Source organism: Halorubrum sp. 48-1-W, from assembly GCF_003287355.1.
Classification (GTDB): Archaea; Halobacteriota; Halobacteria; order Halobacteriales; family Haloferacaceae; genus Halorubrum.
On the sequence record NZ_QMIM01000052.1, the window covers coordinates 1 to 11,673 of the forward strand.

Annotated in this window: 10 protein-coding genes, 1 tRNA gene and 2 pseudogenes; 7 read left to right on the forward strand and 6 right to left on the reverse strand. The window is 56.0% G+C overall.

Features of this window, described 5'->3' with window-relative positions; translation table 11 throughout:
* Window positions 1–182: 182 nt before the first annotated feature.
* Window positions 183–470 carry an amphi-Trp domain-containing protein gene (locus DQW50_RS17145; protein ID WP_112080474.1) on the reverse strand — a complete coding sequence of 96 codons (288 nt, stop codon included), beginning with the start codon at window positions 468–470 and terminating at the stop codon, window positions 183–185.
* 174 nt (window positions 471–644) lie between these two features.
* Between DQW50_RS17145 and DQW50_RS18565 the strand changes: the two genes are divergently transcribed.
* Entirely contained in the window at window positions 645–1,376 is a 732-nt protein-coding gene (locus tag DQW50_RS18565) for a hypothetical protein (RefSeq protein WP_241964475.1), read from the forward strand.
* A gap of 261 nt (window positions 1,377–1,637) precedes the next feature.
* Here DQW50_RS18565 and DQW50_RS17155 read toward each other — a convergent pair.
* Both DQW50_RS17155 and DQW50_RS17160 read right to left on the reverse strand, forming a co-directional pair.
* Window positions 1,638–1,712 (reverse strand) — tRNA-Val (locus tag DQW50_RS17155).
* A 425-nt stretch (window positions 1,713–2,137) separates the two neighbouring features.
* Window positions 2,138–2,416: a hypothetical protein gene (locus DQW50_RS17160; RefSeq protein WP_112080476.1), complete on the reverse strand. Its 279-nt coding sequence runs from the start codon at window positions 2,414–2,416 to the stop codon at window positions 2,138–2,140.
* A 628-nt stretch (window positions 2,417–3,044) separates the two neighbouring features.
* On the opposite strand from DQW50_RS17160, the gene DQW50_RS17165 reads away from it, so the two are divergent.
* The 4 genes and pseudogenes from DQW50_RS17165 to DQW50_RS18905 form a co-directional block, all read left to right on the forward strand.
* Entirely contained in the window at window positions 3,045–3,866 is an 822-nt protein-coding gene (locus DQW50_RS17165; protein ID WP_112080477.1) for an IS5 family transposase, read from the forward strand.
* A 66-nt stretch (window positions 3,867–3,932) separates the two neighbouring features.
* The gene (locus DQW50_RS17170; RefSeq protein ID WP_112080478.1) at window positions 3,933–4,382 is read left to right on the forward strand and encodes a GNAT family N-acetyltransferase; all 450 of its coding nucleotides are present in this window, start codon (window positions 3,933–3,935) and stop codon (window positions 4,380–4,382) included.
* An 813-nt stretch (window positions 4,383–5,195) separates the two neighbouring features.
* Window positions 5,196–6,434, forward strand: a complete 1,239-nt coding sequence (locus DQW50_RS17175; protein WP_198664716.1) for an amidohydrolase family protein — start codon at window positions 5,196–5,198, stop codon at window positions 6,432–6,434.
* 58 nt (window positions 6,435–6,492) lie between these two features.
* A pseudogene (locus DQW50_RS18905) lies at window positions 6,493–6,606 on the forward strand (hypothetical protein); the annotation flags it as partial.
* A 50-nt stretch (window positions 6,607–6,656) separates the two neighbouring features.
* Here the strand turns inward: DQW50_RS18905 and DQW50_RS18570 are convergent.
* From DQW50_RS18570 to DQW50_RS17190, 3 genes are all read right to left on the reverse strand, one after another.
* A complete protein-coding gene (locus tag DQW50_RS18570; RefSeq protein WP_241964476.1) occupies window positions 6,657–6,836 on the reverse strand; it encodes a hypothetical protein in 180 nt (59 codons plus the stop codon).
* 261 nt (window positions 6,837–7,097) lie between these two features.
* Window positions 7,098–8,459 (reverse strand): aspartate aminotransferase family protein, encoded by a 1,362-nt coding sequence (locus DQW50_RS17185; protein WP_112080481.1) that lies wholly within the window; start codon window positions 8,457–8,459, stop codon window positions 7,098–7,100.
* Between the two features lie 120 nt (window positions 8,460–8,579).
* Window positions 8,580–9,080 (reverse strand): Lrp/AsnC family transcriptional regulator, encoded by a 501-nt coding sequence (locus DQW50_RS17190; protein WP_112080482.1) that lies wholly within the window; start codon window positions 9,078–9,080, stop codon window positions 8,580–8,582.
* Between the two features lie 464 nt (window positions 9,081–9,544).
* Here DQW50_RS17190 and DQW50_RS17195 point away from each other — a divergent pair, with 464 nt between their 5' ends.
* Both DQW50_RS17195 and DQW50_RS17200 read left to right on the forward strand, forming a co-directional pair.
* Complete coding sequence (locus DQW50_RS17195) at window positions 9,545–11,020, forward strand: amidase (RefSeq protein ID WP_112080483.1); 1,476 nt, start codon at window positions 9,545–9,547, stop codon at window positions 11,018–11,020.
* Window positions 11,021–11,148: 128 nt separating this feature from the next.
* Window positions 11,149–11,538: pseudogene (locus tag DQW50_RS17200) on the forward strand (7-cyano-7-deazaguanine synthase); the annotation flags it as partial.
* Window positions 11,539–11,673 lie beyond the last annotated feature (135 nt).

The following is an 11,673-nucleotide window of genomic DNA, read 5'->3' on the forward strand; positions in this document are numbered from 1 at the left end:
TAGACACACCTTCAGCAAGCAGACGCCTCAACTAACCGGCTTTGTGATGTACTGATCTTACCGATCTACCCACACCCCGTCGGAAACTGGGTGCGAGATACAGAGGGTGTAGTCAGCACGGCGATGCTATTTGTTCCAGACCTGTTCTCCCGAATCACCTGCTCAGCGTGCGCGCGGAGTGACTACTCGATTTCTAACTGACCACTTCCGTCACCCTCCTCACCGTCGTTCTCGTCCCATTCGAGTTCAAACTCGATACTTCGTTCAGTCATATTGCCAGCCGGGCCTTCGCGTTCAGCTTTGACTTCGAAGGTCGGTCGGGCAGGGGGATTCAGCGTTACAGATTCGGAGCCTGCTTTTAGCTCGATAGCGTTGCCGCTGTCGAGATTGTCCGCGACTTTCCGAAGGTACGATGCGATCTCTTCTCGACTCTGGTTGCTCTCTGATTTGAACAGGACTTCTTCAGGCATACAAGAGGTAGTACACAGCCTACACGAATAAATGCGCCCGCCGTATTGAGTCGATAGGACTGGCCAGTGTGTTCACACCTGTTGGGCTATCCCCATTCGTGATGTCTGTTATCTGAAATCGCTACACACCCGAATACTATTCAAATTCGCGCTTGAACACCCCTGTAGAGCCGTATGGAACGTAATTGCGGCATCGGCATCCTGTGTCAAAGGCACAAGCCGGTGTTCAGCGACGTAGCCGAGCGTCTTCGGAATGCAGGCTTTCAGGTTCGATTCTTCAATCCCCAATCATCCCTCTCACCAGAACAGGTCGCGGACCTCTCGTTGATAGTTAACAAGAAGACACTCCCGAGTGCACTCCCGACTCTCAGGCATGCTCGACGGACGGGGACAGTGCTGTGGAACAACTTGCAGGCGGTGATTTTGTTCAGTTCACGGCTTGTCGGTCTTCGAGCGCTTTCGGAGATGGGATTTCTCACGCCTGAAGTCTCCTTGGAGAAACCTGATGACGAGTACGTCGCTAAAGGCTACTACATCTGGAACGACGAACCCGAACTCAACGGCGAGGGAGATTTCTATCAGGAACTGATTCCGACTGAACCAGTCGATTACAAGTATTACGCCGTCAACGACGGGTCAGAAATACACGTCGCGGGGCGGCGCGTCACCTCGAAGCTTTACGGGGAGAAACAGTTCCTCGAGCAGATAGAGGTCAGGCCAGCACTTACAGCGTCGCTCCGAGAACTTGTTGAACGATTCGACCTTCGGGGTGTCGGGGTTGACTTGGTCAAAGATGGCGACGGCCAGTATTGGGCTGTCGACGTCAATCTCGCAGCGGGATACCGGGACACTGGACTAGAGCCGGCTCTCACCGAATCGATTATTGCGAGTCTGCCAAGCGAGTGAAAAGGAGACAACCGACGCGGTTGTGCTGTAGACGCGCCCTGTATCTTGCACGACTATTGGGACACCTCTCTGAGCTGGCAGAATTCTCAGCGACCGATACGCACGCTTCAGCGACCAGCTGTTTCAGCCGATACTGTGTCTGAAGAAGAAGATTTCGACGGAGCCGACAGGCCCAGGGGAGACCGACATTCCATCCGGTAGATCTCGTCCACCGCTAGTGTCACATACGACTACGCAGAAGTGACTGAGGGAGCATCGTGATGGGCTGGCCAAGATTTGAACTTGGGGCCTGCTCCGTGTGAAGGAGCCGTCATAACCGGACTAGACCACCAGCCCTTCAACCGACCATTGCTCGCACCGATAGTTAAATCGATTGGATCAGGCGTGAGTCTGTTGATTCGTCGTTAGAATCAGCACTCCTTCAAACGAATCGCACGACGTGCCCGGAATTCGAAACAGTAGCGTTCGTTCTTCGGACGGATGTGAACACGAACATCTCTCCGGAGACCATCTCGCAGGAGGTATACCCCACGCTACGGGCGTACGTGCCACTTCAAGTGTGCCGTGACTTCTCTCACGACTACAGTCGTGGGTTACTGACTCTCACCCAATAGCATCTGCGCCAGGGATCGGTCCACGAGCGAGCGTGTTGCTACCGTAGTACACACCGAAGGGGGAGGTGGCCCACCCGTTACGCCGACGGAGTCACGGGGGAACCGGGGGACCCCGTGTCTGCGGACCGACCCGTGAGCGATTCGCGGCTACTCGGACGACTTCTCCTCGCGTTTGCGGTACGCGTCGACGCGCTCGCGGGCCGACTGTACGGCCTCCCGGGCCTCGCCCTCGGCGCGTTCCTCGAGCGCCTTCAGGTCCTCCTGGAGCTTCTCCAGCCGAGACGGCTCCGGCTCCTCTTCGGGTTCGTCGCCGACGAGCTTCGAGACCCGCTCTTGGAGCGGCTCGAGCTCCTCTTTGACGCCCTCCTTCGCGTGTTCCGCGGCTCGACCCAAGTAGTATCGCGCGTCCTCGAAGTGCTTGCTCATATCTGTCCTTTAGTGAAGGACGGATATATGCTTTGTGGCGATCCCGGTCGCGGACGAGGCCCGCTCGGGAGCGATAATCGACGTCATCGAGTTGGTAGCGTTGATTAAGCTCGGTCAGAAACCGTCTTGTCGTCTGTTTCGTTGCGGTCGGATAGAGACTCATATATAGGATTTCGTTCGTATACGGACCAAACATACTGTACAGCCAGAATTTCTGTCCGCGGAGGCGACCCATCTTTTTTCAACCGCGAGTTGATCCTCAGAAACAGTCGAGATCGGCTGTAATTCGGCTTTATCGATCAAATTGTGAACAGCGAAGTGGCTCCAAACGATCTCAAACCTTTCGACATGCTCACCTACCTCGCGTAGCGTCATACTGGCCAAATGACAGCGGATCCCTACTTTGATCGTGTTATAGGTCGTCTGACATTTCTCAAACGACACAGTCGATCCACGCGATATGTTCGCTGAGGTGGTTGAATTCTGTCATAGACACTTCGAACTCGTTCGCCTCGTCCTCTAACTTAACGCGACCCGTACACGGGTACGAATTTTTGGCTCTGTAGTTTCGCTAGACGCGAAGCCGACGACTCCGTTATCTAGGTAGAAAGCGAAGAGACGGATCGGTGTGACATCCGAAATCCGTCTCTTCACGCGTGTTACGGTGGCGAAGGCTAAATCAGTTGTCGCTAACCCGGACGAACCCGCCGACCCCGAAGGGGGAGGCGGGTTCGCGGAGTGGGCGATGCTCACCGTGCATACACTCCGCATCGAACTGGCCAAATCCTACCGCGTCGCCGTGGATTTGCTCTCTGAAATGCCCGGCGTCCTTGAGGAGATCGGACTCACCAGACTTCCGCACTACACCGTTCTCCGCACGTGGTTTGAGCGGATTCCCACCGCGACGTGGCGTGCGTTTCTCGGCGCGTCAGCCGAGAAACGCACCGGTCACGCTGCTATCGATTCGACTGGCTTCGACCGTGATCAGCCCAGCCGTCACTACGCCAACCGCACGAACTACCGCGTTCGAGCGCTGAAAGTCACCGCCCTCGTGGATGTCGAAACGCTGTACATCACCGACATCCACTCCACCACGAGCAAAAAACATGATGTGAAGATCGGCCCGCAGGTCGCCCGGCGCAACGCCGGCGACCTGCGGAGCCTCGCTGCTGATCGCGGCTACGACGCCAAAGCCTTCCGCGATGAACTCCGCGAAAACGGCATCAGACCGCTGATCAAACACCGGATCATGAATCCGCTCGATCACGCCCACAACGCCCGCATGAATGGTGATCGGTACCACCAGCGTTCCATGTCAGAAACCGTCTTCTCGTCGATCAAGCGCACGCTCGGCTCCGCCGTGCGTGCGCGAAGCTGGTGGCTAGAGTTCCGTGAAATGCTGCTGAAAGCCACCGTCTACAACCTTCGCCGCAGCGTCCGATACCCGTAAAATCCGCCGCCGTATACCGAAACTACAGAGCCGAATTTTTATACACCTACATGAGATCCGTGTCGTATGGCACCGACCTCTATCACGGAAGTAACCGGTACCGATGAGCTTCGTGAGTGCTATCCGATAATGCAACAATTGCGGCCGGTCAGTGAAGAGACGTTCCTCGAAACCGTCGAACAAATGAGAGATGAGAGTGACTATCAGCTGTTCGCTCTTCGCGACGCGGACGATGAAATACTCGGCCTTGTGGGTGTCGTGATCGAGACGAATCTCTATCACGGAAAGCACGCATGGGTCCACGAACTCGTCGTTGACGAGAAGTACCGCAACAACGGCTACGGTGGCGAATTGCTGGCATGGATCGACTCCTGGGCTCAAGAACGTGAATGCTCATGTGTCGAATTGGCCTCTGGCCTCTGGCGAGAAGACGCACATCGGTTCTACGAGCAGACCGGAATGGAAAAATACTGTTATACGTTTAAAAAAGATCTCTCCACGCCAAGTTTATATTGAACGGATCTCAATTCAACGGTCGTTTGATCTCAACGACAGGTCCCGACGTCTACCGGGCGTGTCGAACCGTTCTCTCCCAAGGAGTGCTCAATACGTTTGAAAAACGATCGACGACGAAAGCGGCACTCCTCGAAAGGACAGGTAGGAGAACTCACCGAGCGATTCGTTGAACATCCAGCAACTCAGAACGCAGTCACGTCATTCATGACGATCACCCCACGAGTATGTGTACTCGGTGGATGAGAAGGGACGCATTCAGTCCGTAGGTGACCACTCAGTGTAGCCGATCTAGTATTATAACGATGCTACTCTGAGACACATTCGTCATTAAATTTATTTGGCTTATGTGCTATCTACCGATTTGCCCCCTTCTCACGACTTCCACTGTAAGGTCTCCGAGTATGGGGTGTTACGAACGTTCGCACGGAACCCACGTATGTGAACTACCCTACCCTACTCGCTCACGGCTGAGGCCGTTCGCTCCTTGAGGGTAGGGCTTCCTGCTTCCACGACGCGCTTTGCAGACACGGAGGTTTCCACAGGAAGCGCAGTCTTCACAGGTGTTAACGAATCTCTGTGTGATTCGTTCGTACCCCAGAAATCCCCAATTTCCGGGGACACTGTATCCCCACCCTACTCTGCTCCCTTCGGTCACTCCGTTGAGGGGGGGGGGCTTAGCCCCTGTATCCAGCTAAATGCTACCGCCTCCACATCCCAAACATTTATATGGAATTCAGAATATCTGATGAAAGACACGCAATACGACACAAGCTCATGTCTACATACGACATTATCCTTCGAAACGCGTATTTGATGGCACGCGATCAGGTCGTTGATATCGCGATCGACGACGGTGTCATCGCAGAGATCGACGACGCCGTTGAGAGAACTGCTGACCGCGAGATCCAAGTCGGTGGCGACTTGGTCGGACCAGGGTTCGTCGATAGCCACATGCACATCGACAAGTCGTTCGCAGCCTGTGGACGTCGACACCCGAAGGGGAACGACTCCGCGTTCGACTTTCGGGAGATCATGCCTCGTGAAGAGGAGTACTTCGCTGAGATGACCGTCGACGAGATAACGGAGAACGCACTCAAAGACATCGAGATGGCGGTCGCTGCCGGGACCACTTATATTCGCACCCACGTCGCCGTCAATCACGAGACGTTCGGTCTACAGAACGTGGAGGCGGTCACTCGTGCACGGGACGTAGCGGCAAATCTTGTTGACATACAGATAGTTCCTGCGGCGAGGCATATTCCTTCGGAGGAAAGCAAACAAATTCTACACGACGCGATCGAACTCGCCAGCGGGTCCGAATCCCCGGAACCGGCGTTAGTCGGCGGTAGCGATCCGGCCGGTGCCAATAAAGACATCGAGCGGACACTCAAGGCGTGGTTTGACGTCGCCACGAAGCAGGATGTCGGTCTCGATGTACACATCCAAGACGGAGGCACGCTCGGTGGATACACGCTCGACCGTCTCCACGAGTATACCGAGGCTAATGGATACGAAGATCGTGTCACGGCGAGCCATTGTTACTGTCTCTCCCATCTTCCCAACCATCATCTCGACCGGTTGATCGATCAGTTCACAGAATCGGACATGAATATCGTAACGTGTTATCAGAGTACGCGCCCGACGATGCCGGTCCGCAAGCTACTTGAGAGCAACGTGACGCTCGCACACGGAACCGACAATGACCGGGATTTCGTCTTCCCACATGGGAACGCCGACTCCCTTGAAGGTGCTCTGATCGAATCGAACAAACTCCACGGCGACCGCACGTTCGTAGAGGACTATCGTTGGTTCGATTCCAACGAGGGTCTCGATCAACTCTGGGAAATGATCACAGAACAGGGGGCGAGAGCACTCGGAATTGAGGACAGATACGGCGTCTCAGAAGGGAATCCAGCCGATCTCGTTGTTTTTGATGAGCCATCCCCACAGTGGGCCATCATAGCACAAGCGACCCGACGATTCGTTCTTAAGAACGGTGCTGTCGTAGCCGAAGACGGAGAACTGCTCCCAGAATACTCCGTGTCGGAATGATATTACGGGAGATTTGAGGCGGACGAGAGCTGGAACTTTGTATCGAGAGCGACGAGACGTGAGACACGGCGCCGATCCGAATCCGTGGGGACTTCGACAGAACGTCGCCGTTCCCCGGTTGCTCCAGTTGTTCGATAGGTACGAGGTCCCATGTACGTTCTTCGTTCCCGAGAAGGTGGCCGAAGACTGGCCGGAGATCGTTCGGGCCATCTACGAGATCGGTCACCAAGGGTATCGCCACGTCGATCCTTCAAACTTCGACTCCAGTCCGAGGAGGAGGAGGCGGCGGACATCGAGAAGGCGCTCGAAGTGTCCGAGGGCCTCCTCGGCGAGACGCCCGTCGGATACCGGAGTACGGCCTCTGATCCGCTCGACTACGCGCTCGAACTGCTCGACGGCCACGGAATCAGTTGGGCGTCAACGTTCATGACGCTGACCGTACGTCAACGACGAGGCGATCCTCGAGGTCTCCTTCGACTGGTTGCTCGACGCCTGGCCGTACTTCAGGTATTGGATGAATCCGCAACTCCTCTTCTGGAGCGGCATCACTCTCACGGGATGGTCTTCGAATAGTGGTGGGGGGATGGCTTCCACGAGCGCGCGGGCGCTCGCTCATCGTGATCCCTAGGCTCTCGAAAAAAGCTGTAGCTCCGATGAGCTGACTCAGGCAGTTACGTGGTCGACAGCCTCAACGATGACATCGAGGGCGGTATCCGCCTGTTCCTCGGTGAGCACGAGCGGGGGGATGAGCCGGAGGACGTGCTTGTGCCGGCCGGCCTTCCAAACGAGTACACCGTGTTCGAAGCAGTACTGCTGGATCGCTTCGACCGTCTTGCCGGCCGGCTTGCCGTTCTGGTCCCGGAACTCTGCGCCGATGAACAGCCCACGACCGCGGACCTCAACGAGTTGGTCGGTGTCGTCGCTGACCTTGCGGAGTCGATCACGGATAGACGAACCCAAGTCTCGAGCGTGCGCGAGGAGGTCGTGATCCTGGATGTACTCGATCGCGCGGGTGCCGGCACGCATTGCAACGACGTGCCCGCGATAGGTGCCGGCATGGCTGCCGGAGTCCCAGACGTCGAGGTCCTCGTGGTACATTGTCGCCGACAGCGGAAACCCGACCCCGCCGAGCGCCTTTGCGGACGTCATCGCATCCGGCGTCACGCCCTCCCACTGGCTGGCCCACCACTTGCCGGATCGACCGAGCCCACTCTGGATCTCGTCGAAAATGAGTGGGATCTCATTGTCGTCGGCGATGTCGCGCAGGCCCTGAAGGAAACCTTCTGGAGGCGTAACGATCCCGCCTTCTCCTTGAATGGGCTCGACGAAAATGCCGGCCGGATTGGAGAAGCCACCGTACGGATCCTCGAGGATGGCCTGTACCTCTTCAAGTGCGTGATCAACGGCTTCCTGGGGATCCATATCCTGTCGAAGGGGGTTCGGGTACGGCGCGTGAGCGACCTCCGGGACTAGCGGCGAGTATGGTTCTTTGAGCTTCGTGTTGCCAGTAAGGCTCAACGCACCGGCCGTACCGCCGTGGTAGGCGCCGCGAAACGCGATCAAACCGTCGCCGCCCGTGTTCGCCTTCGCAAGCTTGATCGAGCTCTCGATCGCGTCGCTACCCGTCGGGCCGCCGAATACGACACGGTTGTTTCCAGCCAGTCCTTCCGGCGCGATCTCGTCCAATTTCTCGATGAGATCTAATCTGGCCTCGGTGGGGAAATCAATGGTGTGTACCAACTTATCGGCCTGTTCATGTACCGCCTCCATCACGTAGGGGTTGGAGTGACCGACATTCAGTACGCCGATGCCGGCGAACATGTCGATGTATGTGTTACCGTCCACGTCGCGGATCGTCGCGCCTTTCGCCTCGTCGAGGGCAACCGGGATGTCCTCGGGATACGCCACTGCGCTGGTATCGATCGCCTGTTGGCGTTCCAGTAACGTTCGGGAATTCGGGCCGGGCACGGAGTCAAGGTTCGGTGCGTCCTCGAAATGTAGCATCTCTATCGGCGGACCTGCCATACCGGGTATTCGAGTCGAAGCGTAAAGAGTTTATTGTGAATCCTAGCTGTGGTTCTGATACAGTATTATAGCCAATATATTATATTTCTATTGGCCCTAGTCCAAGTCCGGTTATCGGGATCAATCCTCTTCGAAGAGCACAAATTTTTTAAGCGAATCCAGATCGTAGCCACGAACTGGATTGGTGTCTTCCTTGATCGTCGTGATGACGAGCGTCGAACTGGTCCTCATGACGCCATCGATTCCCTCGAATTCTTGGACCAAGTGCTCAACGTAGGTGTTGTTGGGGAGATACGAGATCACGATGAAGTCGGTATCTCCCATAGTGAAATAAACACTGGCTACGCCCTCGATATCCCGTAGCTGTTGTCCCACGGTTTCGTGATAACCCTCTTCGTATTCCGCGGTCACGTGAGTGATGATCCGCACGCCGAGCCCGAGCACGTCGGGATCGATCTCATTGAGTTCGTTCCTGAGTACACCGGAATCACGGAGGTTCTGAAGCCGATAGTGGACGGTTGATTTCGGAATACCCGTCCGCTCCGCGATAGGCTTGGTGCTCGGATCCCCCAGCTGGAAGAGGGCTTTGAGGATCTCGACATCTCGTTCGTCGAGAGTCATGATTGAGGCTGGTCGGTAGCATCTACAATCCGATCAAAACGACCGTCACGGTGAAGACATTGGTTTTGCGGGGTACAACGGTTGTAATCCGCGAGCCGGGGTGTCGCGTCCATCAACAGCTCCGTGTCCGTGTTAAAAGACATGGCGTAACCAACACCATCGAGCATGCGAGTGTACGCACAATCGGCGACTCGCATCGATCGGTCGTGTGGCCGGGTGGCTGGTTCCGTGTGTATCACTCGATGTAGACCATCCACGTCCGTCTGGTCTGTTATCCAAAACGTTCTGAACGTGTCATGGGATCGTTCCGCATCAATATACCACATAGAAAGGAGTATTGTTCCGTCTATTTATATATTCTCCAACCGCGATGCTACATTCTATCTGACACCTGGTCGAGGTATAACGTTACGAATCTATCCTTTTGTGAGTGTTTTTAATCATAGAAGGTTATTGTTTCCAAGATGGACTCGAATACGACGGAGATCGGCTATACGTCCGCGACCACGCTCGCAAGTCAGATCCGAAACGGCGATCTCTCACCAGTAACGGTGATCCAAACATTCCTCGATCGGATCGAACGGATCAACCCCACACTGAATGCGTATGTAACCGTATGCGACGAAAAAGCACGAGCGGCGGCACAGAAGGCCGAACGTGCCGTTAAACGAGGGGACGATCTCGGGCCACTCCATGGCGTTCCGGTCGCGATAAAGGATCTTACTCATGTCCGAGACGTGCGAACAACACTCGGATCTCCCGCCTTCACAGACCACATCTCGGAGACCGATGATACCGTCGTCTCCCGGTTACGCGACTCTGGAGCGATCATCCTCGGGAAAACGAACACTCCGGAATTTGGACGAAAGACCGTCACTGACAACCCAGTGTTCGGAGCATCCGGAAACCCGTGGGATCCGGAACGGACGACGGGCGGATCTTCAGGTGGTAGTGCTGCGGCGGTAGCCGCCGGATTAGCACCGATCGCACTCGGGTCCGATGCGGCCGGCTCGATCCGAATCCCCTCTAGCGCGTGCGGCGTCGTAGGTATTGTTCCGGATTTCGGTCGCGTGCCGTTCGGTCCGAACCACACTGATGCGTTCCAGAACGACCTACCGTACACGTTCCTCGGTCCGATCACACGGACTATTGAAGATGCAACGGTGATGCTCGACGTGATGGCCGGCCCCGACGATAGTGACCCTTACAGCCTACCTACGCCGCCGGAGATGTACCGCGATACACTCGGTGGATCTCTATCTAACGTCCGTATCGGCTACACTTCGGATTTCGGGGATTTTCCCGTCGACGATGCCGTTCTTGATGTCATCGAATCGACTCTTGAGGGCCTCTCGAAGGCGGGTGCGACGGTCGTCGATATCGATGTCGACTTCGAGGGAACATGGGAGAAACGACATGACGTGTTAGAGTGGATCCTCCAAGAGAGATACGTTGGGCTGTATGAAGCTCTCCGTCGAGACCCGGGTGTCGATTTACTGGAGACCGATCTGCCGATCACGCCGGAAGTCCGCTCTCGGATCCGTGCCGGACTAGAACTCGATTCAACGAAGATCGCCAAGAGCCGACAGCATCGAACGGCTATCTACAATACGATACAGTCGGCATTATCTGATATCGATGTGTTGGCCATGCCAACGCTTGGTAGGACGGCTTTCGAACGAAGCGTTGAAGCGCCGATGGTGGACGGCGAAACGGTCCACCCGATGCACGGTTGGACTCTTACGTGGCCGCTGAACTTGAGTGGGAACCCCTCCGCCTCGTTGCCGGTTGGCTTCGACGAAGCAAAGCTTCCTGTCGGATTGCAGATCGTCGGGGATCGACTGGCCGATCAGCAAGTCGTTCGTGTGAGTGCCGCTATCGAACAAGAGGTCGAATGGGACGGGTCATATCCACCAGAGGCGATCGAATCGTTGACTTGAGTGGTCGATCTGATCGAGTCCATGGCGGTATTACTTATAAAACAACTGCGTACGTTGGGCGGCCTCCGGACAATCGACGGCGGAATCTTCGGGCCGTGATCGTCTTCGGACTCTCGGAGGGGCTCCGTGACATCTCGACGTCGTACGTCCCCTTTCGGAACGCGAACCTGTTATCGATGGAGACATCGTACGCAGAAGCGACCGACTCGGAGGCACTGTTCATCGGCGCACACTCAGAGGATTTCTCCGGGTGCCCTGACTGTCGCCCGGCGTTCTTCGACGCCTTTCAGAACGTGATTGACGTTGGAACGAAACCGGAGACCGAGATTGAATTGAAAACGCCGTTCGTTGAGTGGTCAAAAACGGAGATTGCGGAGCGCGGCTTGGAGCCCGACGTGCCGTATGAGATGACGTGGTCGTGTTACCGCGATGAGGAGCCAGCGTGTGGGACGTGTGATGCGTGTGCGTTCCGGCTCGAAGTGTTCCGGAACGCCGGGTCAAGCGACCCGATCGCGTAAGCAGAGCGGCCGGAATTCTCGTAGTTCGCCGGTCACGAGGGGTCTAGTCCTCCGAGGCAAGTATATTCATTCGTCTATCGACACGGTATGAGTATGATCAGTACCTCACAAAGCATCCTCGGCTAGCTGTTTCTG

Bases quoted from the DNA above. Each gene is read 5' to 3' on its own strand.
- DQW50_RS17175 (WP_198664716.1), top strand. From the start codon at position 5,196: ATGGCACGCGATCAGGTCGTTGATATCGCGATCGACGACGGTGTCATC.
- DQW50_RS17145 (WP_112080474.1), bottom strand. From the start codon at position 470: ATGCCTGAAGAAGTCCTGTTCAAATCAGAGAGCAACCAGAGTCGAGAA.
- DQW50_RS17185 (WP_112080481.1), bottom strand. From the start codon at position 8,459: ATGGCAGGTCCGCCGATAGAGATGCTACATTTCGAGGACGCACCGAAC.
- DQW50_RS18565 (WP_241964475.1), top strand. From the start codon at position 645: ATGGAACGTAATTGCGGCATCGGCATCCTGTGTCAAAGGCACAAGCCG.
- DQW50_RS17190 (WP_112080482.1), bottom strand. From the start codon at position 9,080: ATGACTCTCGACGAACGAGATGTCGAGATCCTCAAAGCCCTCTTCCAG.
- DQW50_RS17195 (WP_112080483.1), top strand. From the start codon at position 9,545: ATGGACTCGAATACGACGGAGATCGGCTATACGTCCGCGACCACGCTC.
- DQW50_RS17170 (WP_112080478.1), top strand. From the start codon at position 3,933: ATGGCACCGACCTCTATCACGGAAGTAACCGGTACCGATGAGCTTCGT.
- DQW50_RS17160 (WP_112080476.1), bottom strand. From the start codon at position 2,416: ATGAGCAAGCACTTCGAGGACGCGCGATACTACTTGGGTCGAGCCGCG.